At 61.2% G+C, this 26,484-nt stretch carries 26 protein-coding genes; 19 read left to right on the top strand and 7 right to left on the bottom strand.

Annotated elements, in window-relative coordinates:
• The first annotated feature begins 46 nt into the window (after positions 1 to 46).
• The 9 genes from H3V53_RS17865 (at position 47) to H3V53_RS17905 (ending at position 9,038) form a co-directional block, all read left to right on the top strand.
• On the top strand, positions 47 to 1,003 hold the full coding sequence (locus H3V53_RS17865) for an isopenicillin N synthase family dioxygenase (protein WP_336599088.1): 957 nt from the start codon (positions 47 to 49) through the stop codon (positions 1,001 to 1,003).
• A gap of 133 nt (positions 1,004 to 1,136) precedes the next feature.
• Entirely contained in the window at positions 1,137 to 1,664 is a 528-nt protein-coding gene (locus H3V53_RS17870; RefSeq protein ID WP_336599089.1) for a 2,4'-dihydroxyacetophenone dioxygenase family protein, read from the top strand.
• Positions 1,665 to 1,666: 2 nt separating this feature from the next.
• Entirely contained in the window at positions 1,667 to 2,434 is a 768-nt protein-coding gene (locus H3V53_RS17875) for an SDR family NAD(P)-dependent oxidoreductase (protein ID WP_336599090.1), read from the top strand.
• Between the two features lie 72 nt (positions 2,435 to 2,506).
• A complete protein-coding gene (locus tag H3V53_RS17880) occupies positions 2,507 to 3,820 on the top strand; it encodes an MFS transporter (RefSeq protein ID WP_336599091.1) in 1,314 nt (437 codons plus the stop codon).
• 14 nt (positions 3,821 to 3,834) lie between these two features.
• Positions 3,835 to 4,566, top strand: coding sequence for an SDR family NAD(P)-dependent oxidoreductase (locus H3V53_RS17885; RefSeq protein WP_336599092.1), 732 nt, complete (start codon positions 3,835 to 3,837; stop codon positions 4,564 to 4,566).
• Between the two features lie 112 nt (positions 4,567 to 4,678).
• Positions 4,679 to 5,488, top strand: a complete 810-nt coding sequence (locus H3V53_RS17890) for an IclR family transcriptional regulator (RefSeq protein ID WP_336599130.1) — start codon at positions 4,679 to 4,681, stop codon at positions 5,486 to 5,488.
• Between the two features lie 134 nt (positions 5,489 to 5,622).
• Complete coding sequence (locus H3V53_RS17895) at positions 5,623 to 5,784, top strand: DUF1328 domain-containing protein (RefSeq protein ID WP_035993948.1); 162 nt, start codon at positions 5,623 to 5,625, stop codon at positions 5,782 to 5,784.
• Between the two features lie 476 nt (positions 5,785 to 6,260).
• Positions 6,261 to 8,174, top strand: coding sequence for an AAA family ATPase (locus tag H3V53_RS17900; RefSeq protein WP_336599093.1), 1,914 nt, complete (start codon positions 6,261 to 6,263; stop codon positions 8,172 to 8,174).
• Between the two features lie 156 nt (positions 8,175 to 8,330).
• Positions 8,331 to 9,038, top strand: coding sequence for a PqiC family protein (locus H3V53_RS17905; protein WP_336599094.1), 708 nt, complete (start codon positions 8,331 to 8,333; stop codon positions 9,036 to 9,038).
• Here the strand turns inward: H3V53_RS17905 and H3V53_RS17910 are convergent.
• Positions 8,950 to 9,711 carry a bestrophin-like domain gene (locus H3V53_RS17910; RefSeq protein WP_336599095.1) on the bottom strand — a complete coding sequence of 254 codons (762 nt, stop codon included), beginning with the start codon at positions 9,709 to 9,711 and terminating at the stop codon, positions 8,950 to 8,952. The genes H3V53_RS17905 and H3V53_RS17910 overlap by 89 nt on opposite strands.
• Before the next feature lie 66 nt (positions 9,712 to 9,777).
• The gene (locus tag H3V53_RS17915) at positions 9,778 to 10,464 is read right to left on the bottom strand and encodes a DUF3313 domain-containing protein (protein WP_336599096.1); all 687 of its coding nucleotides are present in this window, start codon (positions 10,462 to 10,464) and stop codon (positions 9,778 to 9,780) included.
• Positions 10,465 to 10,808: 344 nt separating this feature from the next.
• Here H3V53_RS17915 and H3V53_RS17920 point away from each other — a divergent pair, with 344 nt between their 5' ends.
• From H3V53_RS17920 to H3V53_RS17935, 4 genes are all read left to right on the top strand, one after another.
• Positions 10,809 to 11,822 carry a Gfo/Idh/MocA family protein gene (locus tag H3V53_RS17920; RefSeq protein WP_336599097.1) on the top strand — a complete coding sequence of 338 codons (1,014 nt, stop codon included), beginning with the start codon at positions 10,809 to 10,811 and terminating at the stop codon, positions 11,820 to 11,822.
• A gap of 226 nt (positions 11,823 to 12,048) precedes the next feature.
• Positions 12,049 to 12,378, top strand: a complete 330-nt coding sequence (locus tag H3V53_RS17925; RefSeq protein WP_336599098.1) for a DUF4148 domain-containing protein — start codon at positions 12,049 to 12,051, stop codon at positions 12,376 to 12,378.
• A 156-nt stretch (positions 12,379 to 12,534) separates the two neighbouring features.
• On the top strand, positions 12,535 to 13,026 hold the full coding sequence (locus H3V53_RS17930; protein ID WP_336599099.1) for a RidA family protein: 492 nt from the start codon (positions 12,535 to 12,537) through the stop codon (positions 13,024 to 13,026).
• 510 nt (positions 13,027 to 13,536) lie between these two features.
• Positions 13,537 to 13,836, top strand: a complete 300-nt coding sequence (locus H3V53_RS17935; RefSeq protein ID WP_336599100.1) for a DUF4148 domain-containing protein — start codon at positions 13,537 to 13,539, stop codon at positions 13,834 to 13,836.
• 209 nt (positions 13,837 to 14,045) lie between these two features.
• Here the strand turns inward: H3V53_RS17935 and H3V53_RS17940 are convergent, their stop codons facing one another.
• From H3V53_RS17940 to H3V53_RS17950, 3 genes are all read right to left on the bottom strand, one after another.
• Positions 14,046 to 14,603 (bottom strand): cytochrome b, encoded by a 558-nt coding sequence (locus tag H3V53_RS17940; protein ID WP_336599101.1) that lies wholly within the window; start codon positions 14,601 to 14,603, stop codon positions 14,046 to 14,048.
• Between the two features lie 46 nt (positions 14,604 to 14,649).
• The gene (locus H3V53_RS17945; protein WP_336599102.1) at positions 14,650 to 15,774 is read right to left on the bottom strand and encodes a VIT1/CCC1 transporter family protein; all 1,125 of its coding nucleotides are present in this window, start codon (positions 15,772 to 15,774) and stop codon (positions 14,650 to 14,652) included.
• Positions 15,775 to 15,931: 157 nt separating this feature from the next.
• Positions 15,932 to 17,998, bottom strand: coding sequence for a phosphocholine-specific phospholipase C (locus H3V53_RS17950; protein ID WP_419539516.1), 2,067 nt, complete (start codon positions 17,996 to 17,998; stop codon positions 15,932 to 15,934).
• 377 nt (positions 17,999 to 18,375) lie between these two features.
• Between H3V53_RS17950 and H3V53_RS17955 the strand changes: the two genes are divergently transcribed.
• Genes H3V53_RS17955 through H3V53_RS17965 form a run of 3 tightly spaced genes read left to right on the top strand, consistent with a single transcriptional unit; the run spans position 18,376 to position 20,943 of the window.
• A complete protein-coding gene (locus tag H3V53_RS17955) occupies positions 18,376 to 18,696 on the top strand; it encodes a hypothetical protein (RefSeq protein ID WP_336599104.1) in 321 nt (106 codons plus the stop codon).
• A gap of 57 nt (positions 18,697 to 18,753) precedes the next feature.
• Complete coding sequence (gene hpnI, locus H3V53_RS17960) at positions 18,754 to 19,935, top strand: bacteriohopanetetrol glucosamine biosynthesis glycosyltransferase HpnI (RefSeq protein ID WP_336599131.1); 1,182 nt, start codon at positions 18,754 to 18,756, stop codon at positions 19,933 to 19,935.
• 39 nt (positions 19,936 to 19,974) lie between these two features.
• Positions 19,975 to 20,943, top strand: coding sequence for a lysylphosphatidylglycerol synthase domain-containing protein (locus tag H3V53_RS17965; protein WP_336599105.1), 969 nt, complete (start codon positions 19,975 to 19,977; stop codon positions 20,941 to 20,943).
• A gap of 34 nt (positions 20,944 to 20,977) precedes the next feature.
• Here H3V53_RS17965 and H3V53_RS17970 read toward each other — a convergent pair whose 3' ends face one another.
• On the bottom strand, positions 20,978 to 21,484 hold the full coding sequence (locus H3V53_RS17970) for a lipocalin-like domain-containing protein (protein ID WP_336599106.1): 507 nt from the start codon (positions 21,482 to 21,484) through the stop codon (positions 20,978 to 20,980).
• A 355-nt stretch (positions 21,485 to 21,839) separates the two neighbouring features.
• Between H3V53_RS17970 and H3V53_RS17975 the strand changes: the two genes are divergently transcribed.
• On the top strand, positions 21,840 to 23,486 hold the full coding sequence (locus H3V53_RS17975) for a 3-(methylthio)propionyl-CoA ligase (protein WP_336599107.1): 1,647 nt from the start codon (positions 21,840 to 21,842) through the stop codon (positions 23,484 to 23,486).
• Here H3V53_RS17975 and H3V53_RS17980 read toward each other — a convergent pair.
• The gene (locus H3V53_RS17980; RefSeq protein WP_336599132.1) at positions 23,483 to 24,181 is read right to left on the bottom strand and encodes a GntR family transcriptional regulator; all 699 of its coding nucleotides are present in this window, start codon (positions 24,179 to 24,181) and stop codon (positions 23,483 to 23,485) included. The genes H3V53_RS17975 and H3V53_RS17980 overlap by 4 nt on opposite strands.
• A gap of 226 nt (positions 24,182 to 24,407) precedes the next feature.
• On the opposite strand from H3V53_RS17980, the gene H3V53_RS17985 reads away from it, so the two are divergent.
• Both H3V53_RS17985 and H3V53_RS17990 read left to right on the top strand, forming a co-directional pair.
• Positions 24,408 to 25,703, top strand: a complete 1,296-nt coding sequence (locus H3V53_RS17985; RefSeq protein WP_336599108.1) for an MFS transporter — start codon at positions 24,408 to 24,410, stop codon at positions 25,701 to 25,703.
• 42 nt (positions 25,704 to 25,745) lie between these two features.
• Positions 25,746 to 26,474, top strand: a complete 729-nt coding sequence (locus H3V53_RS17990) for a maleate cis-trans isomerase family protein (RefSeq protein ID WP_336599109.1) — start codon at positions 25,746 to 25,748, stop codon at positions 26,472 to 26,474.
• The last annotated feature ends 10 nt before the right edge of the window (positions 26,475 to 26,484 follow it).

Below are 26,484 nucleotides of genomic sequence, written 5' to 3' on the forward strand. Positions count from 1 at the left end.
GATTTTTCGCCGAGACACGGCTTCAGGATCGCACGGAGCAAACATCATGAACGTACCCATCATCGACGTCGCGCCGCTTCTGCGTGACGATCCGCGCGGCTGGCGCGAAGTGGAGCAGGCGCTGCTCGACGCGCATTCCACCATCGGTTTCTCCGTGCTGGTCAATCACGGCGTGCCGCGCAACGTGACGAACGATCTGTTCTTCGTCTCGCGGTGCTTTCATGCGCTGCCCGAGGCGCAAAAGATGGCGTTGCGCTACGGCGCGAATCTGCGCGGCTTCCTGCCGCTGAATACGTCGACGTTGAGCCGCTCGACGCTGGGCGCCGCTCGTAAGCCGAATCACAGCGACTCGTTCGTCGTACTCGACGATCTCGACGCGTCGCTGCGCGACCGGTGGGCGGATTCGACGATGGGCGGCCATCAGATGTGGCCGCAGGAGGTGGCGGGCTTCGAGGCGTCGGCCAGGCGTTATCGCGCGGCGCTATCGCACCTCGGCATGTATGTCGCGCCGTGCTTCGCGTCGATCATGGGCTTGCCGCGCAACGGTCTGGACCGTTACTTCACGCCGCACAATCCGATCTTGCGGCTGCTTCACTATCCGGCGCTACCGCAGCGCTCGCCCGACGAATTCGGCTCCGCGCCCCACACGGACTACGGCTGTCTGACGTTCGTCGCCCAGGACGACGTCGGCGGCTTGCAGGTTCAGGCAGCGGACGGAAGCTGGTTCGACGTGCCGTATATCGAGCAGTCGCTGGTGCTGAACACGGGGCAGGTGATGGCGACGTGGAGCCGGGGGCTGATCAAGGCTACGCCGCATCGCGTGATCAATCATCCGGACAGGGACCGCTACTCGATTGCGTTCTTCTACGACTGCGGGCTCGACACGCCCATCGCGCCGCTCATGCCCGCGCAACCGGCGTGCGCGCGCTGCAGCGAACCCGCGAAACGGTACGGCGATCATCTCGATTCGATTCTGCGCACGAACTACGCCTTCACCGCCTGACCCGCCGACGCGCCGTTGCCCCCGCCGGAAGGCGGCGCATGCCGGCAACGCTTGACATCCATCGCATTCCGTCCGACTATGTGTCCACAATACGATGCATAGGTCCATAATATGGACAATAACAGGAGACGGAATGACAGCCCCGCAAAACGGCGTCGATGCGATGACGCCTTATCAGCTCCCCAATCCACCTGAAGCATTGCGCGAAATCGTCGTCGAATCGGCGATTCCGCAGGACGAGCGCGTCTGGGTGCCGCAGGCGGACAACGTCTGGTTCCGGCCGCTGTGCCTGAACGTGTCGAGCGGCTACTGGATGAACCTGCTGCGCGTGCGCAAGTCGGGCGTGCTGAGCCGGCACCGCCATCCGCAGGCCGTGCACGGCATGGTGCTCAAAGGGCGGTGGCGCTATCTGGAGCACGACTGGGTCGCAACGGAAGGCAGCTACGTGTTCGAGCCGCCGGGCGAAACCCATACGCTCTATGTGCCCGAAGACGTCGAGGAGATGATCACGTATTTCCAGGTCAACGGCGTGATGTACTACTGCGACCCGCACGGCAATTACACCGGTTACGAAGACGTGTTCACGAAGCTCGACATGTGCCGCGCGCATTACGAGCGCGTCGGCCTGGGCGCGGGCTACGTCGACCAGTTCGTGAGGTGAGCGTGAGCGCGCCATTCGTATTGCGCCGCGCGTCGTATGACTTCGCGGGCGCGGCGGCCGTCGTGACGGGCGGGGCGCGCGGCATCGGCGCACAGATTGCGCGGCGTCTCGCCGACTGCGGCGCGCGCGTCGCGGTGTGGGATCGCGATGCGGACGCGTCGCGTGCGTCGCGGGCCGACGGCGGGCAAAGCGCCTTCTTCGCCGTCGATATCGCCGATCCCGCTTGCGTTGCGCGGGCCGCGCAGGCAACGCTCGAACGCTTCGGCGGCATCTCGCTGCTCGTCAACAACGCGGGCTACGCCGGCCCGACCGTGCCGCTCGACGAATACGATCCCGCGGAGTGGTCGCGCATCGTCGATATCAACCTGAAGGGCACGTTCAACGTTTGCCGCGAACTGGTCCCGGCGCTGCGACGCGCGGGCGACGCCCGCATCGTCAATATCGCATCCCTGGCGGGCAAGGAAGGCACGCCGAATGCGTCGGCGTATAGCGCCGCGAAGGCAGGCGTGCTCGCGTTGACCAAGTCGCTCGGCAAGGAGCTTGCGCAAAGCGGCGTGCTCGTCAACGCGATTGCGCCCGCTGCCGTGCGCACGTCGCTGCTCGAACAGATGGCGCCCGCACATATGCAGACGATGATCGACAGGAGCCCGATGAAGCGCCTGGGCGAACCCGACGAAGTCGCCGAGCTGACGCTGTGGCTCTGCTCGGCGTCATGCACGTTCAACACGGGTGCCGTATTCGATCTGTCGGGAGGGCGTGCCACCTACTGATGTTTCTGTCATGCCATGCCGTTCACACGATAGCTTCCACACAGACTCGCAAGAGCAACGGAGGAGACACAGATGCAACCGAAATCACCGCGCCTTCGGCGCATTCAATGGATCGCGCTGACGTTCCTGACGCTAGCGGGCATCGTCAATTATCTGGATCGCAGCACGCTGTCGATCGCCAATCATTCGGTGAGCGGCGAGCTAGGCTTGTCGGCGTCGCAGATGGGCTTGCTGCTGTCGGCATTCTCGTTTGCGTATGCGTTCTCGCAGCTTCCCGTCGGCGCGATGCTCGACCGGTTCGGCGCGCGCGTGATGCTTGGCCTCGGCATGTTCGTGTGGTCGTGCGCGCAGTTGTGCGGCGGTCTCGTGCAGACCTTGCCGCAGTTTCTCGCGGCCCGCATCGCGCTCGGCATCGGCGAAGCGCCGCAGTTTCCGGCGGGCGCGAAGGTCGTCAGCGAATGGTTTGCATTGCGCGAACGCGGCCGTCCGACGGGCATCTTTACCACCTCGTCGACGATCGGTCCGGCACTCGCGCCGCCCATTCTCACGGTGCTGCTGCTCGCGTTCGGCTGGCGCTGGATGTTCGTCGTGATGGGCGTACTCGGCATTGCGGTGTCGATCGGCTGGTACATGATCTATCGCAATCGCGCGGACGTGACGCTTGACGCGAACGAGGTGAAGCATCTGACGGAAGAAGAGCCGCGCGCGCGCGCCGAACGCAAAATGACGTTCGCCGAATGGCGCGGCCTGTTCGGTTCGGCCACCACATGGGGCATGATCTTCGGCTTCATGGGCGTGATCTACATGGTGTGGCTGTACCTCACGTGGCTGCCCGCGTACCTCGAACACGAACGTCACCTGACGATCGCCAAGACGGGCTGGGTCGTGTCGATTCCGTACATCTTCGGCACGCTCGGCATGCTGTCGAGCGGCTTCGTCGCCGATGGCCTGATGGCGCGCGGCATGGCGCCCATCCGCAGCCGCAAGTGGCCGATCTGCTGCGGTCTGATCGGCGCGGCAGTGTTCACGGTGCCCGCTGCCTTCACGCCGACGCTGACGCTCGCCATCGTCTATCTGTCGCTCGCGATGTACTTCGTCAACCTGGCGAGCGGCGCCGCGTGGGCGCTCGTCAGCGTGGCCGCGCCGCGGCATCTGGTGGCGTCGCTTGGCAGCATCCAGAACTTTGGCGGCTACTTCGGCGGCTCGTTTGCGCCGTTCATCACGGGCGTGGTCGTCGACCGGACGCATTCGTTCGTCAACGCGTTCCTGATCAGCGCGGGCGTCGCGTTCGCGGCGGCGCTCGTGTACATGTTCGTCGTGCGCGTGCCGATCGCCGATCGCGCGGAGCACGACGCCGCCGCGGGCACCCGTGTGACTCATTCCTGAAGCGATATATCGACATGACGTTTCAACACGATCTGTTTGCAGGCAAGACGGCCGTCGTCACGGGCGGCACGCAAGGCATCGGCGCGGGCATCGCGCGTCACCTCGCGGCGCTCGGCGCGCGCGTGATCGCGGCGGGCCTCGCGCCCACCGACGCGCAAATCAGCGCGCTCGCCGCGCATGGCATCGAGGCCGCGCCGCTCGATGTCGCATCGAGGCAGGACGTCGACGCGCTGTTCGCGGGGCTTGCTTCGCTCGACGTGCTGGTGAACTGCGCGGGCGTGATCCGCCGCGGCGACGAACTCGACCCCGACGTGTTCGCGCAGGTGCTCGACATCAACCTGACAGGCACGATGCGCGCATGCGCGGCGGCGCGGCCGCTGCTGCGCGCGCGGGGCGGCGCAATCGTGAATACGGCTTCGATGCTGAGCTTTTTCGGCGGTGGACTCGTGCCTGCGTATAGCGCGAGCAAGGGCGGCGTCGCGCAACTGACGAAGTCGCTGGCGATTGCCTACGCGGCCGATCGGATTCGCGTGAACGCCGTCGCGCCAGGCTGGATCACGACGCCTTTGACGCAGGCGCTGCAGGACAACGACGCGCGCTCGCAGGCGATACTCGAACGCACGCCGCTCGGCCGTTGGGGCACGCCCGACGACATCGGCCCCGCCGTCGCGTTTCTGTGCTCGCCAGGCGCATCGTTCATCACGGGGACCGTGCTGCCCGTCGACGGCGGATATCTCGTTGCGTGATGTTTCGCCGCTGTCGCCAGCGTTGCGGATGGACAGCGGGATCGACAGCAAGAAGGGCAGCGCACCGCCCCTCGCTATAATCGCGTCGCCCTCCAACACCCTCGACACGACCATGCCGACTCCCGCCGCCGATGCGCTAGAAGCCGCGCGCGCCACAGGCACCGCCGCCTTTTCGAAATTCATGTCGGTGCTGCAGCTGATCGCCGACGCGAAGGATGCGCCGAGCGTGCCGCAACTGGCGGCCGCGAGCGGTTTTCCGCGCCCCACGGTGTACCGGATCGTCGGCGCGTTGATGGCGGAGGGGCTGGTTGTCGAAAGTCTGCGCGGCGGCACCTTCGAACTCGGGCCGCGGCTGATGACGCTCGCGAGCCGCAGCTGGGAGCGCTCGGACGTGCGCGTGGCGGCCGCCGATGCATTGCAGTCGCTGCGCGACGCGACGCAGGAAACCGTGCACCTCGCCGTGCGCAGCGGCAGCGAAATGGTCTACATCGAAAAGCTGGAGAGCCCGCACGCGGTGCGCATGGCGTCGCGGATCGGGACGCGCGTGACGCTGTATTCGAGTTCGGTGGGCAAGGCGTACCTTGCCGCGCTCGATCAACCCGCGCGCGACGCGCTGCTCGAAGGTGTGACGCTCGCCCGCTTCACGCCGAACACGATCGTCGACCCCGCTGCGCTGCGCGCGGAACTGGACGCGACGCGCGAGCGCGGCTACTCGGAAGACCGCGAAGAAAACGAAGCACAGATTTTCTGCTACGGATGCGCGATTCGCAGCGCCGATGGTTTGCCCATTGCGTGCATCAGCGTCAGCATTCCGCTTTTCAGGCGCAGCGATACGCCGCTCGACACCTATGTCGGGCCGCTGCGCGCGGCGTGCCTCGCCGTCGCGGAGCGTCTCGGGCCCGCGCCGCGCGCGGCGGGTTAGGCGACCGAGACCGAGAACGTGATGCGTCTCTGATTTTGATCCGCACGGGACCTCAGGTACACCGCTTGCTCTCGCTAGAGAACGTCGCCGCGCACGCAGCTCGCGACCACAACTCAAGCAACGGAGGTCAGATCATGCTTTATTACGCTTTGGTTTTCTTCGTCATTGCGCTCATAGCTGCTGTATTTGGCTTCGGCGGTATTGCAGCAGGAGCGGCCGGCATTGCGAAAATCCTGTTCTTCCTGTTCCTCGTCATCTTTATCGTGACGTTGCTGATGGGTGTCGTAAGGCGCTGACATCGATTGAGCAAGCAGGGCGGACAACAAGTCCGCCTTGCTGCCTGCAGTGCTTCGCGAGCGCGGGTGCAACGCCCGTGCTGCAACGACGTTCCGTTGCTTCGCTCCGACATCAGTGTTTTCCCCATTCCGCAAAAAAGCCCGGTGCGTTTGCGCCGTGTGCCGTCGCTCAAGGCCGACAGGTCGATTGAGCGAATCAGCCCTTAAATAAGGCCTTTTCTACCGTTTTAAAAATTCTGCGACCCTGGGCATAATGCGAGAGGTACATGAAGGTTAAAGAGGGCCGCATACGCGTGTCTTTTTTACCGACCTCATTGCATTAAAGCGCTGGTCCCTTCCTCGCCGCTATGCCTCGGCTAGTCCGGCCATCATTTCATCCAGCCTTGTAGCGCGCTTCGCCGCGCGTACACATCGTTTTATTTTTTTCGCGCCGTTGCGTGATGGCCATTCATATGGCCCGTTTTAGGAATCAACTGATGAAACCGGCAAAGAATACGTTCTGGTCCCGATATGGCCGCTATGTCATGCTTGCTGTGACCGCCACGGCCTTTGCGGCGCTTTTCACGTTTGTGTATTTGCGCCACGGCCAGCGAAACGTGCAGAGCGCGCCGGTACTGACGGGCATCGCGAGCGACATGCGCAAGGACACGTCGGCGTGGACGCATCAGGAGCGCGACGCGTCGGAGATGCTGCGCGACATTCGCGAGCACAACGTCACGGCAATCGGCGTGAGCCCGAGTGCGATCCTGGTTTCGACAGGCGACGGCGCGAAGTACTACGTCACCGATCACAACAGTGCTTTCTCGAATGCGCTGCTGCTTGGCGAAATGAAAGCGGACGCGCGTTCTCCTTATCAACTGGTGTGGCTGCCCGATGCGAACATCCATACGGGTTCCGCGCGCTGGATGGATGCGCTCGACAAGGCGCGCGATGCGATCAGCGTGCTGCTGCCGCTGCTGTTGATCGGCGGATTGGCGTGGTTCATGCGCCGCGAAATGACGGGCGCCGCGCGGCTGCTCGAAAGAACACCGGCGCTTTCGTTCGACGACGTGATCGGCGCAGGCGAAGCCAAGGCTGCGCTGTCCGACATCCAGGCCTATCTGACCAACCCGAAACAGTTCACAGGGCTGGGCGTGCGCGCGCCGTGCGGCATTCTTATGACGGGCGGTCCCGGCGTCGGCAAGACGCGGCTTGCGCAGGCGCTGGCAGGCGAGTGCGGCGCGAACTTCATTTCGATCACGGGCAGCTATTTCAGCGCGAAGTACTACGGCGTCGGCATCCAGAAGGTCAAGCATCTGTTCGAACTCGCGCGCAAAAACGCACCCACCGTCATTTTCATCGACGAAGCCGATGGCCTTGCCAAGCGCACGGATACGGGCGGCGGCCCTGTTGAGGCCGAGAGCAACCGCATCATCAACCAGTTGCTCGCGGAGATGGACGGCTTTGCGTCGAATGAAGGCGTGATTATCGTCGCGGCCACCAATCACCCCGACAACCTCGATGAAGCGCTGCGCCGTCCTGGCCGTTTCGATCGCACGGTGCAGGTGCGCCTGCCCGACGTCGAAGACCGCGCGGAGATCATCCGCTTCTATGCGCAGAAGCTCACGTCCAAAGCCGCGGACATCGATTTCAATCAACTCGCGCGCCTCACGACGGGTCTGTCGCCCGCGACGCTCGCCATGGTCGTCAATCAGGCGGGACTGGTCGCGCGCAAGGCAGGCGACGACCGCGTCGCGGCGAAGCACTTCGTCGAAGCCATCAAGATCGCGCGCATCGGCGACGTGAATGGCGCGGAGCGCGCGCTGACGGAAGACGAGCGCACGCGCATCGCGGTGCACGAGGCAGGGCATGGGCTCGTCGCGGCATTGCTCGGCACGGGCATACTCGAAGAAGTGACGATCCTGCCGCGCGGCGGCGCATTGGGCGTCGCCTTGATCACCAAGACGCAGGACAAGCATCTGTACCGCGAAAGCGAAATGCGCAACGAAATCCAGGTCTTGCTCGGCGGGCGCAATGCCGAACTGCTGATGTTCTCGGAAGCATCGAGCGGCGCAGCGCAGGACTTGCAGGAGGCATCGCGCATCAGCCTCGACATGGTGTCGAAATTCGGCTTCAACGCGGACGGCAATCTGTTCAGCCTTGCCGCATTGCCCGCGCAATATGCCGGTCTTCAGATGAAGAGTGCAATCGGGCACGCGAACATTCTGCTCAAGGATCTGAACGAAGTGTGCTACTCGCTGCTGCACGAGAACGAACCCGTGCTGCGAGCGATAGCCGAACAACTGCTTGAATCGGAGACGGTGCCGGGCGAGACCGTTTATCGGCTGATCGAAGAACACAAGGCGACGCGGGAGCGCCTGCATCTGGCCGAGCCCGTCGCCGCAGCCTGAGCCGCGCGACGCGCGTCCCAGCAAGCGGATCGCACATGGTCCAGAGCTGGGACTGAAAAATGCTACCCATTTGACACACGACCGGCGCCACGCGTACCAGACAGCGATTCGGGTTCGCCGTGGCTTTCGGAGGTCGGGTGCGGATGGAGTCGAAAAGTGAAGCGCGTCTGCTGGTTTCTTGCCGCAATATCGCTGTCGTTGTTAACCGGCGCATGTGTGGACACGCGTTCCGCAGGCGTTTACAGCCTGAACTCCGAGCGATCACATCTGAACGAACTCGACGCGGGCGTCCCGCTGGCGATAGTCGTCGACTATGTCACCGTTCCCGAGGAAGTCGACCGGCCTCAGCTCGTGGTCCGTATCAATCCATCACAGCTTCGAATCGTTGAAGCTGCCCGATGGAGCGAACCTTTGAAGACCCAGATCGGGAACGTTCTGGCAGCCGATCTGGCGCGGCTCTTTCGCGACGCGCGTGTCTCCGATACATCGCAGACGACTGACAGACCGACGCTCCGGCTCGCCATCAACGTGCGAACTTTCGAAGCTGCGCCAGGCAAGGGCGCGGTGATTGCGATCGTCTGGTCCATTCTCACGCCAGATTCCACGCACGTGCTCAATGGAAAATCCATCGTGCTTCAACGAGTCGACGGGGATGGTTATGGCGCGCTGGTTGACGCACAAAGCCGCGCTCTCGCGGCCGTCACCGTCGATATGGCAGATGCAATCATGGCGGCAATCAGGAAGAAACCGGATACGGGCATCAAGAACGCGGATGCTAGTGCCCAAGAACCGCAAGCGCCTCGCGCATCGGTGACAGAGAGACAGTCACTATCCCGTCGAGCGGCGTATTCATTTCCAGAATAAGAAAGATCGCGACGGAGGTGCACAGCGCGCCCAGAAACAACGCGACGATGACGGTCGCATTCACCGGTGTGAACAGGCCGAATGCGCCGAAGATAATACATAGCCACAACACAAGGGCAATCAAAAGCGCGACGGGCGTCGATCCCGCCGCCTCCAAAAGGCCGAGTTCGCGAACGGCCAGCGCGTTGTCCGCCACCTCTATCGCACGCGCTTGCAAGCGTCGCTGCATGTCGGTTTGCGGCGACAGGGTTTCGAGTTCTCGCTCGAGATTCTCCGCGCGCTCGCGCGCCTCGGGGCCGTGCAATGCCTTTAGCTGCGCAGGATCGCCGGACGCCACCTGCTGAATGACACCGGCGACGAACCGCTTGAGCGTGCCCCGGATCTCCTGTGTCGGCGGCCCGTATTGCGCGAGGATACGATCGAGCAAGATCACGTTGGCGGCTTCGTGTGTCACGCTGGCGTTCACGGTATCGAATGAACTCTTCGCCGACGAAATGAGCAAGCCAAGCACCAGCGCGGCCATCGTGGCGATCAGGCCCGTCGCCAGCTTGACGACGCCAATCGAGTCGTCGTCAAGATGGTGCTCCGGCAGCAGGGTCCGCAGGTACAGGCCGAGCAGAGCGCTGCAAAAAATGCAGGCAAAAATGATCAGAGCGACGCTCAGATGCTGCATCGTTTAGTCCTCTGTTGCGTCGCATCGGCCTGCCACCGGCTGATGGCCATCCCCGTGTTGCGCCCGTTATTTAGCTTTCACATATTGCGCAACAGATTTGGAAACAGAGTCGCACCAGTCGTCCATGATCGGCTTGACCGACTCGAACGTAATAACGGGCATGTTCGATGTGGCCCGCCCCAGGCGCTCACCCGTGCGCGTGCGTACAACTTTCGACAAGACCTCGCCTGAGACACTGTCCTCGCTACGCGCCTCGACCAGCAGCTTCGCCTGCTGCGGCGCACCCGCCACGCTATTGACCGCCATCGTCGCGACGAAGGCCATCGGCACCACCTGGTAGGGTTTGAGCCCAACCGCTGTGTTGGCGACTCCCGTGATAGCGACTTCCACCTTGACCACGCCCGGCCCAGGTTTCTCCACGACGCGTACCCTGGAGGCGATCGCCTGTTTCAGGCAGGTGGTGCCGTATCCGCGTATCTGATCGATGGTCGCCTGACTCAGTTGTTCCGTCGGCTCCGCTTTGGGATACATCGTGAGGGGCTCAACGATAACTGCGTTGTAGTTCGACGGATTGAGCTTGGGGCTCACGAACCTCAAGATCGTTTCGCCGTTGTTGGGGTCGGTGGTTTGCTGCAGATTGGAGTAGTCCCCCAGAAAGCCGGAGTACTCCGATTGCATGGGCGCGTTGTTGCTGGCGCATCCTGCGAGCATCGCTGCGGCGGCAACCGCAGCAGGATAAATCGTCTTCCGCATAGTCTCCTCCTGGGTTTGTTAAATACATTGATGAACTAAATGACCCATGCGTAGCTGCAATCGGGTTGCACGTCAAAAATTGCCTTGGCGGATGGGTGTCTACTGCGCAAATTCTTCCGACAGGTTAGCCCGCGCTTTTTACAGTAGGTTAACGTAGGTCAAACAAATAGCTCTTTCTGCTGAAGCGCTTATTGGTGCACGCACAGACGCGTCGCATGCAGTTGTCCGCGCAGTTGCCGGTAAGTGGATACGGCAATCGAGGTCGAAACGGCTTCTCCGGACGCGTGGCCGTAAAATGCTCCAGGCCCGGCTCTCTTGGGATACTCAACCAAAAAGGAAACGTCATGGAAAAGAAGGAGATTGTCTGGGGTATTTTGGGTACCGCAAAGATCAACGACAAAGTGGTCAGGCCCATGAACGCGGCCCCGAAGTGTCGAGTGAAGGGCATAGCATCGCGCACCGAGGAGAAGGCAAGGGAAGCAGCCGCCAGGTATGGTTTGGAGGTCGCATACGGCAGCTATGAAGCGCTGCTGGCGGACCCGGAAATTGACGCGGTGTACATTCCATTGCCCAATCACATCCACGTGGAATGGACCGTCAAGTCCGTCGAAGCGGGCAAGCACGTGTTGTGTGAAAAGCCGATTGGGCTCGACGCTCAACAGGTCGAACGACTCATCGCTGCGCGCGACAAGCACGGTCGATACATACAGGAAGCCTTCATGGTTCGCACGCATCCGCAGTGGTTGAAAGTGCGGGCCTTGATCGAGGAAGGCGTGGTTGGCGAATTGCGATCGGTGACGGGCGCCTTCACTTATCACAACACGGCCGCCGACAATATCCGAAACAAGAGCGAGCTAGGCGGTGGCGGCCTGCTCGATATCGGTTGTTATCCCATCACCACCTCGCGCTTCATTGTTGGGCGTGAGCCTCGGCGAGTAGTGTCGCTGATCGAGCAAGATCCGGTTTTCAAAGTGGACCGGCTCGGTTCGGTACTGATGGACTTCGACGGGGTGCAGGCGAGTTTCTTCTATTCGACTCAGACCCATCCGTATCAGCGGATGCAGTTTCACGGCACAAAGGGGCGGATCGAAGTCGAGATTCCATTCAATGCGCCAAACGATCGACCGACGCGTTTGCTAGTCAGTGATCGCATGAGCGACGGAACCGTGAACGACCGCCACGTGGAGCTTCCTGCGTGCGATCAATACGGCATCGCAGCCACGACGTTCGCGGACGCCATATTGAGTGGGCGCCCGCAGGCTATTTCGTTAGAAGATACGCGCGCCAATATGCGGGTGGTCGATGCCGTATTTCGCTCGGCTCAATCGCGTGCGTGGGAGCAGATCCAGAAGCGTTGAGTCGCCGGGCGGGCGCAATTTTCCGCGTTCTACGGGGTCGGCCGTGACTGACATGGCGTATCGGCTTTCGCGGCCAGAAAAGATAACGATCTTGTAATGCGCGGGTCAGCATCGGGACAGGCGCTGCCGCCGAGAATGAAGGCACCTTTTCATCGACGCCGATGGAAAGGCACAAGGCCTCGTTCATGGTGAATGCGGCCGCTACGCTCTCGAAGGTGGAACCATCATGAAAGCAACGATCAAGGCCGTACTGATTGCCTGCGCGCTGAGCGCACCTGCATTCGCGTTTGCACAAGCCGCCGATACGCCAGTGACCCGCGCCGAGGTGAAGGCCGATCTGATCCGGGTCGAACAAGCCGGTTATAGCCCGGCAGCGAAGGACACATACTATCCCGCCGATATTCAGGCAGCCGAGGCGAAGATCGCGGCGCAACAGCAAGCGCCCGAGGCGGCGTCGGTCGGCGGCGTGATGACGGGTGCTTTTCAGGCTGGCGGACCGCTTGCGCCGAGCACGCTTGCGTCGAGTAATTCGCAGACGATCTTCACTCACCATTGAACATGCGTGAGGCCGCCGGCCCGCGCTCCGCAGGACGCGGTCTGGCGAGCTGCACCAATTCCAGCGAGCTGCACAGTTCGCTGACCGCCTGAGGCCAGAGCTTGAAGAGCGGATCGTCAGCGCCTAACGTGCTGTGTGTGACTTCAGGAGACGGCCATGGCAAGAATCGAAGCGAAGTTGGCGGAAATGGGATTGGTGTTGCCGCAGCCGCTCCAGATGCCCGCCGACCAGCGCATGTCACTGCCGTTCGCATGGGTGCGCGTAAGAGCCAGGCGTGCGTATGTCTCGGGACATGTACCGCTCAATCCTGACGGGACCATTGCGCAACCCATTGGCAAAGTGGGCGCCGATGTGTCGCCGGACGAAGGCTATGCAGCTGCACGGCTCGTGGCGCTTGCCCAGTTGGCGAGCCTGCAGAGGGCGCTTGGTGACCTGGACCGCATTACAGCCTGGTTGCGCGTTTTCGCCATGATCAATGTCGCGCCGACTTTCGATCAGACGCCGCGTATTGCGAATGGCTTTTCGGATCTCATCCTTGAATTCTTCGGTCCGGACATTGGGACACATGCCCGCTCGGCAGTCGGCATGGTGCTGCCGTTGAATGTGCCCGTCGAATGCGAGGCGGAGGTTGAAATCGACGGACCGTGACAATGCGCAGGCGACGTTTGCCGCGTATAAACAAGAGCAGCGATAAGCAACAGGCAGCAAGGCAGCAAGCGAAAGCAACGGGACTTGCCGTTTAACCACAAAGGGACGCGATCGTGAAGAAATCTCTCCTCGCAGCATCTCTGTTGGCGTTCATGGCGCTTGCCGCCTGCAGTAAGAGCAGCGATGAATCGGCGGCGCCGGCTGCGTCGGGCACAATGGCAGCGCCGGGCACGGCTGCGAGCGAAGCTCCGGCTGCCCCCGCCGTCTCGCCTCCAGCCGCCGATGCTTCGGCTCCCGCTGCTGCTGCCGCTCCGAACGCAGGCGCTTCCGCGCCCGAAACGGGGCGCGCCGGCGGACATGCAGATTTGCCGCACGGCGCAAGCCAGTAAGGATACGATCTGTGTGGCACGAAAATAAACCGGCCTTGAACCGCTTTATCGCCTAATCTCTGAGCGGTGGACCGCGAAAAGCCAAGCGCGAGTCCGCTGGAGCAGTCAGGAGGTGGGCATCATGAAGACGTTAGTTCAGGCAGTTTGCGCCGTCGCCGTCATCGCTGTGCCAATCGCATCGTTGGCGCAGTCGGACATGTCGCCGACGCGCGCGCAAGTGGAAGCAGAGATCGCTCAGCTTCAGCAAGCCGGCTACAACCCGGCCAATGCGAATACCGTCGATTTTCCTGGCAGTATGCAGGCCAATGCCGGTGCCGCTGGCCAGAGCAGCGGCTACGGCCCTTCGACCAGCGGCTCGTCGCAGATGGGTCGTCCGGCCCCTGCGAGCGGGATGAAGCCCGTGTTCTTTGGCGGGTCATAAGCCGATTCGTCTGAGTCCGTCCAACGATGGAAAGCACGCCGTCCCTGCGTGGGACGGCGGGGGTGTTGTGCTCCGTGCGCTCTAACGTTCGGGACCGATTTCTCGGGATGTTCAAAAGTCGCGTGCGGCGAGCATAGCCGGGCGCGCCGATTCGTGCGCGTTGACAACAGGCGATGCGCGGCTACGCGAGCGATTCCGAAAACCGTGAATCAGATGTCGTCCTGGCTACGGCGGGGCAACATCCGTCGCAACGTATTGTCGCCAAGCACGACATGATGAAACACTGCGGCGCAGACATGCAAACCAATCAGCGCGAGAAGCACCCACGAAAGCAGCTGGTGGATGTCACCCGCCTCGTGTCCGATGGACGATCCTTGCTGCGAGAGGGGAGGAAGCGGGACGATGCCCGCAAGCGCAACGCGCCAACCTCTTGAGGACGCGTTCGCCCAGCCAAGCAGGGGAACGGCAACCAGTAACGCGTAAAGGACCCAGTGCGTCACGCTGGCAAGCATGCGCAGGTGGCGGGGGATGGTCTCGAGTTCTGCCGGCGTTCCGTGAGCCGCGCGCCAAACCAGCCGCAGCAGCACGACGAGCACTATGAGTACGCCCACCGTGAGATGCCATGCGATCAGTCCTTCGGGTTTGGTATCCCGATGGACGTCGGGCATCAAAATGCCTATCGCGTACTGGACAATCAGCAGAAAGGCCGTGATCCAGTGGAAAAATCTTGCGGGAATACCGTACGCTTGCTCGATCGCCTTGCTCATCCTTCGCTCCAATCCGTGCTGTGTTGTGTATCAGATAGTAAATGGTTCACGTGACCGAGACGCCCAGCAGGCGTCCGGCTCCGAATGTGAATGCGGCTGCGGCAAGTCCAATGAGCACCTGTCGCATCGCCGAGAAGGCTACGCTACGTCCGTTGAACAGTGAAGTGAAGACGCCGATCGCTGCAAGGGCAACGACGCTCAGTGCGATGCACTGAATGATGGCCACATTGCCTGAGGTCCACAAAAACGGCATGGCGGGGACGATGGCGCCCGCCGCAAACAGGCAGAAAGAGACGGCCGCGGCTGTCCAGGGGTTGCCTCCGAGTTCTGCCGGGTCCAGGCCCAGTTCTTCGCGCGTGAGGGTGTCGAGTGCCTTGCTCTTATCCCGCATCATCTGCGAAGCAACCCGTCGTGCCTCGGCACTGTCGAGTCCCTTCGCGCGATAGATAAGCCGGAGTTCATGCTCTTCGGCGTCCGGCGTGTGCTCCAGTTCATCGGCTTCTTTCGCAATCTGCGTTCGCGCGAGTTCGCGGGCGTTCGTCACCGATAGCCATTCGCCAAGCGCCATCGAGCATGCACCCGCAACGAGACCGGCAAATGCTGTCAGCAGGATTGTCCGGTTGCCCGTGCCTGCACCGGCAACTCCCATGATCAGGCAGAAATTCGAGACCAGTCCGTCGTTGGCGCCCAATACGGCCGCTCGAAGATCGTTTCCCGACGACACCCCTCGGTGCCACGATTCGGCCCTGGCGATCTCCGCGCCCTTTGCCGGTTCCGGTTTCTGCGCATTCGCAAGAGCCTGCACCACGCTGGCGTGCCTCCGCTCGTCGGCGGACATCGCTGCCGTTTCCGGATTGCCCGCATATTTGTTTCTATCGGCGAACTCGGCTGCCGCTAGCGTGGGCAACACAAACGTTGGACCCAGCAGATGAACCAGGCCTTTCATCACGAACGTCTTGACGCTCTGCCGGCGGGAAGGCTGCAACCCGTTGGCTCTCAGTTTGTCGGCCCACACCTTGGCATGCGCACGCTCGGATGCGGCGAGTTCGACGAAGATCTGCCTTCGATCGTCGTCGGGTTCGACCCGCGCGAGGGTCTCGTAGATGGCGGCACTGTGCTGCTCGTCGGCCAGATTTGCCCTGAATCGCCTGAGTTCGTTTTTCGATGCCACCGCATTGTCCTGATCTGAATCGCCCGGATTAAATCTAGCGCGTCGTCGAGTACCGAGGCGAATAGCCCCATAGCGTGCTTTGACTGGAAATCTATCCGCTTCTTATCAGCATTTGTGCTTCGCGATCCGTCTTCCCGATCGTGGCGCCCGCCCGCATTCAGGCAGCCGCGGGGTCACTGATGAGGTCATGGCCGTTTTCCATACGCCCTGCGAAACGGCGTAGAAATGCAGGTTGCACGTCGACTGTCACGCTGATGTCATACCAGTTGCCACTTTCCGACACGGACCAAAGCGTATCGATCGCATGGCCCGCACGTACGGAAAATTTCCGTGGACCATCCGCATGATACGCGTTCGACGAGACCGTAAATTCGCAGGCCCCCCTCCCGCGGTTCATCAGCGTCAGGGACAAGGCGTTGTGGTTGCTGTCGTTCGCGACTCGAATCTCGGGGTTCGCATCTGTCACATCGGGTCCGGAGGCGGCATCGCCCGCGAAGACCCGTAGAAAGCCGTTTGGTCCGCGTACCGAGAGGTGGTATCGGGTCTCGGCGAGTCGGACATGGCTCCAGCGGTCAGACAATTTCATGCGCGATCCCAGCGCATATCGACGTGGCGGACTGATGCGGGCCGCAAGATCGTAGATAGACAGTGCGACACCTGTTGGCCCCGCGTTGATCATTTCGAGCCACAAGGTTCCGCTGGCTGCATCGACATACGCGTTGACGTGAATTTCATAGGGCAGTGCCCGCGACGCACGAATACCGTGTTCCTGCTTCGGGAGCGATTGCACCGCCGGCACCGCGGGCTCCGGAAGCGTACTGCATTGCAGGTTGGCATCCGAAACATATGTGCTTGTGTTGGGCAGCGCTGGCCAGGCTGTGTTCCGTGCCGTGAAGTCGAATGCCGATGTGAGGTCGCCACAAATCGCGCGGCGCCACGGGCTGATATTCGGGCAGTGAACGCCGAAACGTCGTTCGATGAACCGGATGATCGACGTGTGATCGAAGATCTCCGAGCACACATAGCCGCCTTTGGACCACGGCGAAATCACCGTCATGGGCACGCGAAAGCCGAGCCCGAGGGGCAGCCCATCGAAGATTTCGCCCGTCGTTGCGATTGTCGTTCGGCCTTCCGCGTCGGAAGCGGGCGGAGTGGGTGGGGGCTCGTGGTCGAAGAAGCCGCCCTGTTCATCGTAGTTCAGCAGGAACACGGTCTTGGACCAGACTTCAGGGTTCGCAAAAAGCGCTCCGAGCAGACGCGCGGTCAGGTCCTCTCCGGCTTGCGGATGATAGCTCGCATGCTCCGACAACGCGGCTGGCGCAACGATCCACGACACCTGCGGCAGCGTGCCTGCTGTGACATCTGCGGCGAACGCCCGTGCGACATCGTCGACGCTGGCCATGCCGTTGCGGTAGAGCGCGCTCGATGCCGACGCGGACCGGAAGTTGCGAAACAGTGCAAGCGCGTTGTCGTCGAAGTTATCCGCCTGCTGGTACACGCGCCAACTGACGCCGGCAGTCTGGAGCGTTTCCGCGACGGTTGGCCAGGTGAAGCCTGCCGTGGGCGCGACGTTGTCGAGCGCGGGCAGATAGCCCGCCGATAAACCGCTACTGCCGCTGAACAGATGCAAGCGGTTTGGGTTTGTCTGGGTCAGCGTCGATGCATAGTATTGGTCGCAAACGGTAAAGGCATCGGCCAGCGCGTAATAGAACGGCAGATCGCTGCGGGAAAAATAGCTCATGCCGAGTCCCGCAAAGCGCACCTTGTTCCATTCGTCGCATAGGCCGTGATTCCACATTGCAATGTCGACGGGATAGTTCATCGATGGCGCACGCGCACATGTCGCACGTGTGACAGTCATGTCCGCGTGGAACGGCAGAATATAGCCGGTATCCGTAGGCTGCTTCCATATAGGGTCGCCGTTGGGCAGGGCGATCGCCATCCGGTCATTGAATCCACGCACACCTCGTAGCGTGCCGAAGTAATGGTCGAACGAGCGGTTTTCCTGCGTGAAGATCACGATATGGCCGACATCATCGATCGTTCCCGTCATGTTGTGCGCTCGCGTCGCGAGTGCCTTACGCATCATCTGCGGCATCAGCGCAGCGAGCGCTGACGCTGCAAGCGTACCCGCAGCGATACGCAGGAATTTCCGGCGCGGCGAGCAAGACCTGTTTAGGGCCGTGTCGCCGGCTTCTCCATGGGTTCCGCAATTGATTTTCATTGCCGGGACCGCTCCTCTAACAGATGAAGACGAACGCCGGAATAAGACCATCCGTTTCGCAACAGACCGTTATTTGGCGATGCTACTTGAGGCGACCTTAACCAGACATTAAGAAAGTGCGGTCGGATGCACCTGTTCGCAGGGCATTTCCATTTCCTTTCAGGAAAGGCTCAGTCGCTGACAGCTTTTGAAAGTGTTGGTAATACTGGGTAATGCGCCCTTAACGTCTTCTTCAGATTGGTCCCGTTACGATTCTTGAAGTCAGCTAAATGCGATGTCGAGACGGCCTGAGGCTTCATCCAGCGGGGAAGATCGTCGACCACCGAGCAAGGACACCGATGAACAGGGCAACGGTCGTATCAATTCGAGCGCATCTCGTGACGGTATCCATCGCGGCAGTGGTCATTGATGCGATTGTGCTTGTAGGGATGAATCTGTTCGAGCTCAGCGAATCGACGTTTGAGACGTCAGATTTCAGGTTCGCGGTTGTCTTGCTGATCGTCATTGCATTGGCGTCGACGCGGCTGTTGGCACTTGCCGCTTACCGTCGTGCGCTAAGGCAGCGTCGCACCTTCGCGTGCGTGGACGGCGCTGTGCATCCGCGGTACGCGAGCAGGTTCCGCGCGCTTGCACTACTGCATCTTCGCTTCTGCGGAACGAACGATGGAGGTCGCGGCCTGGATGGCCATCAGGTTTGAGTCACTTCAGTAGACACCGACATGGCCTCGACCACATTCGATCTGGCAGTGCCACTGATGCTAGCGGACGGCGCGTTGCACGCGCTCGCATATCTGCTGGGGCTGTTTGCGATATTCGGAATTGTCTACACGATCGTTGCCGCTGCGATAGCGGGGCCGTTTTTCTCCCGTCGCTCGCCCAAATGTGAACCCCTATGTAAACAATACCCATCCGTGACGGTGTTGAAGCCGCTTAGCGGCATGGAAGCGGCGCTCCTGCGCAATTTGCGCAGTTTTTGTGAGCAGGATTATCCCGGGCCCGTGCAGTATCTGTTCGGTGTGCATGACGCGCACGATCCCGCGCTTGAGGTTGTGAAGCAGTTGCAGAGGCTTTATCCGCACGCGCATATCACGACCGTCGCCAACGGCGACATGCACGGGTCGAACCGGAAGGTCAGCAATCTCATCAACATGCTGCCCGCCGCTACGCATGATCTGTTTGTATTCGCAGATAGCGATGTCACAGTGGGACCGGACTATCTTTCGCGCGTCGTCGGCGAGTTGCAGGTCGAGGGCGTCGGTCTTGTGACATGTGCGTATGTCGGCGTGCAGGAACCTGGCCTCTGGTCGAGGCTGTCTGCACGCGCAGTGGATTACCAATTTTTGCCCGGCGTCATGATGGGGCTGCGATCGGGTCTTGCCCAACCATGCTTTGGCCAGACGATTGCGATGCGGCGGCAAACGCTCGATTCGATCGGAGGGCTGCGACCGTTTTCCTCGCTGCTGGCTGAGGATCACGCCATCGGGGCGGCAGTGCGAGAGAACGGCCAGAAGGTGGTCGTGCCCGGGTTCGTGGTAGGGCACGCCTGCCAGGAGTCGACAGCTGCAAAGCTCATCGAGCATGAATTGCGCTGGAGCCGGACGATACGTCGCATCGACCCGCTCGGTCACGCCGGGTCCGCCCTGAGTTACCCTGTCGCATGGGCGACACTCGCCGTGCTATGCGGAGGGCCGCGAATGTCGTTCATCGCGCTGCTCATTGCTTCGCTTGGCGTGAGAGCGTTTCTGCAATTGCGAATCGACATGATCCTTAGGCGCCCGGTTCGAGGTCTTTGGCTTTTGCCGCTTTGGGATCTGATGGCATTCGCCATACTGTGCCAGAGCTTTTTGTCCTCGCGCGTCGTCTGGCGAGGATTCAGTTTCACGGTCGACGGCCAAGGTTTGCTTAAGGTGGAGCAGAGCCGTTCGTCGGCTGACTGAGTGGTAAAACTGAGCGTCTGACAAACAACTTGCGTTTCAATGATCAAACATATCAGCAGGTACACGGCACTTGCGGGCCTCGCCATCGCGCTTTTTACTGTATGGCGAAGTCATCCCACGCAAGTATTCGATCTGCTGCGCGAAGCGGGAGCTGGATTGCTGCTGGCGGGCGGCGCGCACGTTTTGCCGATGCTGGCCAATGCGCGTGACTGGCAGACCTTGATACGGGGAGCAAACCGGCCGGACCTCATTTCGATGTGGAAGCTCGTGTGGATACGGGAGTCGGTCAACTGCCTGCTTCCCGTTGCGCGGGTCGGCGGCGAACTCGTCTCGTTCCAGCTCCTGAGGCAATGGGGCCTGAGGGCATCGACTGCGGCCGCGAGCCTGGTGGTCGACCTGCAGTTGACCATCATCAGCCAATTCATCTTCACGATGGCAGCCGTCGGCTTTCTTGCCGTCCGCGGAGAGTCGGCGTTAGGGCATGTGGTTGGAATTCTTTCGTGGGGTACGGCGTTGCTCGTGCCAATCCCAATACTGTTCGCGCTCGTTCAGCATGCCAATCCGTTCGAACTGGCTTCCAGGACACTCGGACGGATCACGAGCGGCAAGCTGAGCGCACTCGTCGGGCCGTCCGTGATGACCGACCAGGCGATCAAGGTGATCTGGCGCAGGCGCGCGGTAGTGCTCCGGTATCTGTTCCTGTGGCAACCGCTGCAATGTGTCGCCACGGCGTTGGAGTTGTGGATTGCCCTGTATTTTCTCCGATTCACAACGGATTTTTCGGTCGCGCTGACCATCGAAATCCTGATCCAGGCGGTGAGCAGTGCCGCATTCGTGGTGCCGGGCGCACTGGGCGTGCAGGAAACTGCGTTTGTGATTATCGGCGGCTGGTTCGGAATCGATCCCGCGACGAGTCTTGCGCTAGCGGGAGCACGACGCATTCGAGATCTGATGATTTTCATTCCTGGTTTGCTTGCGTGGCAGTTCGCGGTAAGAGCAAAACGATAGCGGCCCGACTGCCTGCAAAGGTGGCAAGTCGCGCCTATTTGCTTTTGTCGCGCTGCCAGACGGCTGTCGATGCGCCATATCCGAAACTGCCCGGCGTGACGTACGTTAGCCGGTCACCATCGATGTCGAATGGCCTCGCCTGGATTTCGCCATCCCAGTTCGGAAACGTCCCTTTCCGGATGTGAAATTCGATTGTGTGCGAAGCAGGCTTGACGACATACGTCCCGAAGTGGGCGACACTGCCCTGCAAGATCCGTTCGCTTTCATCCGCCGACGCTGAAAGACGGTCGCCCGACGCAAGCTTTGGCAAATTGGAGCGGACAGCGACTAGCGTGTAGTGCCCATCATCACCAAACACGAGCTGACCTTCGGGATGCTCCCCAAGAATTTCCGTGGGGCTGCCGCTTTTCAGAACGGTCAGTGAAACCAGCTTCCAGGTGCCGACAAGATTTGGCGGCGTTTGTGCGCGGGCATGTTGATTAGCGAGTAATGAAGCTAACAATGCCGCGCCCGCTAGCGCGACGGTCAGACGACATTTCATACGATTCTCCACAACAGAACCCGGCGTCCAGCGCAACGACTGCAGAGATTCACGGCATGGTGTGCATTTGGAGTCTAGACATGCCGCCATGTTCCGCTATATGTCATTTGCAATAGCCGCGTTTCGATGTCATGGCGCTCGTGGCCTTCCAGACAGCTTCGTTAATTAGCCAGCTAATGGATCTCTTCGGGATCTCTTCGGGATCTCTTCCAACGTGCCGGTCGCTCTTTTCGAACGCAAAGCATCGGAACTGTCCGCCGGGCGTTTGCACTGTATCTGTGACTAACCTATCTTGAATCACTGAACGCGATTTACTACGCGGAGCGGCTGACGAAAACAGCACGGAGGCACAGCTATGACGACACCGTTGCCTGGACAGATGATGGACGTGCCGCTCACTGTCTCTTCGTTGCTCGCGCATGCGTCGCGGCACTTCGGCACGACGGAGATCGTGTCGAAGCGCGTCGAGGGCGACGTGCACCGCTACACGTATCGCGATTGCGAAAAGCGCGCGAAGCAGCTTGCACAAGGGCTGATCGCGCTGGGTGTCGAGGCGGGCGACAGGATCGGCACGCTCGCATGGAACGGCTACCGTCATCTGGAGATTTACTACGGCACGACAGGCTTCGGCGCGGTCTGTCACACCATCAATCCCCGGCTCTTTCCTGAACAGATCGTCTATATCGTCAATCACGCCGACGACCGCTATGTGATGTTCGACACGACGTTTGCCGCGCTCGTCGATGCACTCGCGCCTAAATGCCCGAATGTGCGAGGCTGGATCGCGCTCGCCGACGATGCGCGACTGCCCCGGATGACGACGCCCGTCATGGGCTACGAAGCGCTTGTGCGCGCGGAGGACGGCGACTTCGATTGGCCGCTGCTCGACGAGCGGCTCGCGTCTTACCTGTGCTACACGTCGGGTACAACGGGCAATCCGAAAGGCGCGCTGTACTCGCATCGTTCGACCGTGCTGCATGCGTACGCCGTCTCGCTGCCCAACGCGTCGGGCCTGTCCGCGCGAGATTGCGCGCTGCCCGTCGTGCCCATGTTCCATGTGAATGCATGGGGTATTCCGCATGCAGCGCCGTTGACCGGTGCGAAACTCGTGCTTCCAGGCAAGGATCTCGATGGCAAGTCGCTGTATGAACTGATGGAGGCCGAGCACGTGACGTATTCGGCCGGCGTGCCGACCGTGTGGCTCGGATTGCTCAATTACATGCGCGAAACGGGCCTGCGGCTGACGTCGCTCAAGCGCACGGTGATCGGTGGCTCGGCGTGCCCGCCTGCGATGCTCAGCACGTTCAGGGATGACTACGGGGTCGAGGCCATCCACGGTTGGGGCATGACGGAGATGTCGCCGCTCGGTACCGTCGCAAGACTCAACGGCGAGCAGGCGCAGCGTTCGCCGGACGAGCAGCGCAGCCTGCTCGAGAAGCAGGGACATGTCATTTACGGCGTCGACATGAAAATCGTCGGCAACGACGGGCGCGAGTTGCCGTGGGACGGCGTTGCTTTTGGCGAACTGTACGTGCGAGGTCCGTGGATAATCGACGGTTATTTCCGCAGCGACGTGTCGCCACTCGTCGACGGCTGGTTTCCAACGGGCGATGTGGCAACGATCGATCGCGATGGCTTCATGCGCATCACTGATCGCAGCAAAGACCTGATCAAGTCAGGCGGCGAATGGATCAGTTCGATCGAAATAGAGAATCAGGCAGTGGCGCACCCTGCCGTGGCCGAGGCAGCGTGCATTGCCTGCGCGCACCCGGATTGGAAAGAGCGGCCGCTGCTGGTGGTCGTCAAGCGCGCCGATGCCGAGGTGACGCGAGAAGAGCTGCTTGGTTTCTACCAGGACAAGGTCGCCAGGTGGTGGATTCCTGACGATGTCGTCTTCGTCGACGAGTTGCCGCACACCGCGACCGGCAAGCTGAACAAGCTGGTGCTGCGCGAGCGATTCCGCGATCACATATTGCCGTCGGCATGCAAAGTCGTGAACTAGGTTCCGCTCTTGCCGTCCAGCACTTTCATCACTTCAGCCGCCGTGTGTTCCGAATGTTCGCGCAACAGCCGGGCGAGGCACGCTCCGTCGCGCTTCGCCAGCGCATCCAGGATGTCGCTGTGTTCGCCGAGCGACTCGGCCCAGCGCAGCACATCGGCATTGGCCGCGCCTCTTGCACGGTGGATCTTGCTCATCAACGACGAGTACATGTCGGAGAGCACAGGATTGCCCGCGACATCGACGATGTGCTGATGCACTTTCTGGTTGGCGCGGTAGTAAGCCGTGCGCTTGCCCTCGCGGTGGTAGGTCTCCATGGCGCGATGACGCTCCAGCAGCATTTTCATCTGCTTGTCGTCGATACGCTGCGCAGCGAGCCGCCCGGCCGTTTCCTCCAGTCCATGCAGCACTTCGAAGATGGCGGCAATCTCGTCCCTGTCGATGGGCGCGACCTGAAAACCCATGTGTTGCCGGTGGGTGACGTGACCCTCGGTCACCAGTGTTTTGAGCGCCTCGCGCAAAGGCGTTCGGGAGATGTCGAACTGCTCGCACAAGGTTTTCTCGTCGATGTGCGCGCCGGGCGGCAATTCACCTTCGAGAATCATCTCGCGCAAACGCTCGGCGATCGCCGCATACATACCCGTGCCGCGCAAGCTGATCCGCTTGCGTGTTTCAGCCGATAGTGACTTCATGTCCATGTCGCCCGTTTCCGTTTGCATCTTCCGTCTTGGCAGAATTGTCTTACATGTTCACCGAACGATCTACAAAAATAAAAACGCAATGAAATCAACGTAATACGGCGCTTGTAATTCATAATTAGGCATCATATACTGCATCGGCGCATACAGCGCACGGGGCCGCGAGCAGTCGCGGCCACAGACATGAAACCCGAAGGCCTTCATCAGGCGAACGGAGGAGACACATATGCGAACCGTCAATGCGGCCGTGCAGGCCGAGGTCCGGACCGGCGTACGCTGGCGAATTTTTCTGATCATGTTGATGCTGATTTCGATCAACTATGTGGACCGGGCGTCGTTGTCCGTGGCCATGCCGCTGATTGCCAAGGAGTTTCACATCGCTCCCGCAGTGCAGGGGCTGATTCTCAGTTCGTTCTTCTGGACTTATGCGCTGATGCAGATCCCGGGGGGCATGCTGGCTGACCGTTTCAAGCCGCGCATCGTCATCGCGTGTGCGACATTGTTCTGGGGCTTTTTTCAGGGCATTGCCGCTGTCTGCACGACGGCCACCGCGCTGATTGTCACCCGACTGGGTCTGGGCGCTGCCGAAGCACCGATCTACCCGGCGGGCGGCAAGCTCAACGCCATGTGGATGACGCGGCACGAACGCGGCCGCGGCGCGACGCTGCTCGACGGCGGCGCGCCGTTGGGAGCGGCGCTCGGCGCGGTCATCATCTCGGGATTGATCAGCGAGTTTGGTTCGTGGCGCACTTCGTTCGTGGTGGCGGGTGTGGGCACCATGCTTGCCGGCCTGTTCGCCTGGTACTACATCCGTAACAACCCGCGCGAGCATCCGGCCGTCAATGATGCCGAAGCGGACTATCTCGAAGCGGCCTTGCAGGAAGAACATCGCAGCGAGCCGGCGCATGCCAGCGGCCGCAGCCTGGACTTCTTCCGTTATCGCTCGGTGTGGGGCATGTTCTTCGGCTGGATGTGCTTCAACTCGGTGTTCTACGGCTTGCTCACCTGGATGCCGAACTATCTGAACAAGGTTCACGGCTTCAATATCCAGCAGATGGGCGGCGCCAGTTTCGCGATCTTTTTTAGCGGATTCGTCGGTGAACTGGCGGGCGGATGGATCGCGGACAAGTGGAAGGCGGCGGGCGGCTCGCCCAATCGCGTCATGCGCACGCTGTTCGGTATCGCCGCCGTGGCGGCCACGGCATCGATCTTCTCGGTCGCCTATGTCGGCAATCCCGCAACAGTAGTGGTGCTGCTCGCCTCCACGTTGTTCTTCCTGCGCTGGTGCGGTCTGTACTGGTGCCTGCCTTCCATCCTTGGCACACGCAACAAGATCGGCTTTCTGGGCGGTCTGATGAACCTGGGCGGGAATATAGGCGGCGTTCTCGTGCCGATCATCGTTGGCCTGATCGTGCAGACGACCGGCTCGTACTTTCTGGCCCTGATGTTTTTCGCTGCTGCCGGCGTAGGCCTCTTCGTATGTTCGACGCTGATCGACTACGAACGCAAGCTGCCCGTCTGACCCACGCTTTCTTCACCTTTCATACCTGATTGCTGACTCATCATGAGCAAACGCGTCATGCTCGGCATGCTTACCCCTTCATCCAACACCGCGCTCGAGCCGATCACGAGCGCGATGGTGGCCAATCTCCCCGGTGTCAGCGCCCATTTCTCGCGCTTCACGGTCACCGAAATCTCGCTGTCCGAGCAGGCGCTCGGGCAATTCGACACCACCCACATCATTCAGGCCGCGCGGTTGCTGGCCGACGCCAAGGTCGATGTGATCGCATGGAACGGCACGTCATCCGGCTGGCTCGGGTTCGAGACCGACCGCCGCCTGTGCCGCGAAATCGAAGAGGCGACGGGCATCCCCGCGACCACGTCGGTGCTGGCATTGAACGAAATTCTGGACAGAACAGGTGTGAAGAGATTCGGTCTGGTCACGCCGTATCTCAAGGAAGTCCAGCAGAAGATCGTCGCCAATTACCGCGAGAACGGCATCGACTGCTCTTCTGAAAACCATCTGGGCCTGAAGGTGAACTTTCAGTTTTCCGAAGTCTCGGAAGATACGCTGCGCGGGCAGATTCGCGAAGTCGCGATGCAAAGCCCGGAGGCCATTGTCACGTTCTGCACCAACCTGCATGCCGCGCATTTGGCCTCGGAAGTGGAGCAGCATCACGGCATCCCGCTCTACGACACGATCTCCACGGTGGTGTGGAAGTCGTTGAAGCTCGCCGGCTACGATACGACCCGGCTCGCAGGTTGGGGCCGCCTGTTTTCCGACGTTGCCTGAGGGACCCGCC

The organism is Paraburkholderia bengalensis, from assembly GCF_037126505.1.
GTDB lineage: Bacteria > Pseudomonadota > Gammaproteobacteria > Burkholderiales > Burkholderiaceae > Paraburkholderia > Paraburkholderia bengalensis.

Coding starts and splice junctions, on each gene's coding strand:
- H3V53_RS17865 (WP_336599088.1), top strand. CDS start 47: ATGAACGTACCCATCATCGACGTCGCGCCGCTTCTGCGTGACGATCCG.
- H3V53_RS17870 (WP_336599089.1), top strand. CDS start 1,137: ATGACAGCCCCGCAAAACGGCGTCGATGCGATGACGCCTTATCAGCTC.
- H3V53_RS17880 (WP_336599091.1), top strand. CDS start 2,507: ATGCAACCGAAATCACCGCGCCTTCGGCGCATTCAATGGATCGCGCTG.
- H3V53_RS17885 (WP_336599092.1), top strand. CDS start 3,835: ATGACGTTTCAACACGATCTGTTTGCAGGCAAGACGGCCGTCGTCACG.
- H3V53_RS17890 (WP_336599130.1), top strand. CDS start 4,679: ATGCCGACTCCCGCCGCCGATGCGCTAGAAGCCGCGCGCGCCACAGGC.
- H3V53_RS17895 (WP_035993948.1), top strand. CDS start 5,623: ATGCTTTATTACGCTTTGGTTTTCTTCGTCATTGCGCTCATAGCTGCT.
- H3V53_RS17900 (WP_336599093.1), top strand. CDS start 6,261: ATGAAACCGGCAAAGAATACGTTCTGGTCCCGATATGGCCGCTATGTC.
- H3V53_RS17910 (WP_336599095.1), bottom strand. CDS start 9,711: ATGCAGCATCTGAGCGTCGCTCTGATCATTTTTGCCTGCATTTTTTGC.
- H3V53_RS17915 (WP_336599096.1), bottom strand. CDS start 10,464: ATGCGGAAGACGATTTATCCTGCTGCGGTTGCCGCCGCAGCGATGCTC.
- H3V53_RS17920 (WP_336599097.1), top strand. CDS start 10,809: ATGGAAAAGAAGGAGATTGTCTGGGGTATTTTGGGTACCGCAAAGATC.
- H3V53_RS17925 (WP_336599098.1), top strand. CDS start 12,049: ATGAAAGCAACGATCAAGGCCGTACTGATTGCCTGCGCGCTGAGCGCA.
- H3V53_RS17930 (WP_336599099.1), top strand. CDS start 12,535: ATGGCAAGAATCGAAGCGAAGTTGGCGGAAATGGGATTGGTGTTGCCG.
- H3V53_RS17935 (WP_336599100.1), top strand. CDS start 13,537: ATGAAGACGTTAGTTCAGGCAGTTTGCGCCGTCGCCGTCATCGCTGTG.
- H3V53_RS17940 (WP_336599101.1), bottom strand. CDS start 14,603: ATGAGCAAGGCGATCGAGCAAGCGTACGGTATTCCCGCAAGATTTTTC.
- H3V53_RS17950 (WP_419539516.1), bottom strand. CDS start 17,998: ATGAAAATCAATTGCGGAACCCATGGAGAAGCCGGCGACACGGCCCTA.
- hpnI (WP_336599131.1), top strand. CDS start 18,754: ATGCTAGCGGACGGCGCGTTGCACGCGCTCGCATATCTGCTGGGGCTG.
- H3V53_RS17965 (WP_336599105.1), top strand. CDS start 19,975: ATGATCAAACATATCAGCAGGTACACGGCACTTGCGGGCCTCGCCATC.
- H3V53_RS17970 (WP_336599106.1), bottom strand. CDS start 21,484: ATGAAATGTCGTCTGACCGTCGCGCTAGCGGGCGCGGCATTGTTAGCT.
- H3V53_RS17975 (WP_336599107.1), top strand. CDS start 21,840: ATGACGACACCGTTGCCTGGACAGATGATGGACGTGCCGCTCACTGTC.
- H3V53_RS17980 (WP_336599132.1), bottom strand. CDS start 24,181: ATGGACATGAAGTCACTATCGGCTGAAACACGCAAGCGGATCAGCTTG.
- H3V53_RS17985 (WP_336599108.1), top strand. CDS start 24,408: ATGCGAACCGTCAATGCGGCCGTGCAGGCCGAGGTCCGGACCGGCGTA.
- H3V53_RS17990 (WP_336599109.1), top strand. CDS start 25,746: ATGAGCAAACGCGTCATGCTCGGCATGCTTACCCCTTCATCCAACACC.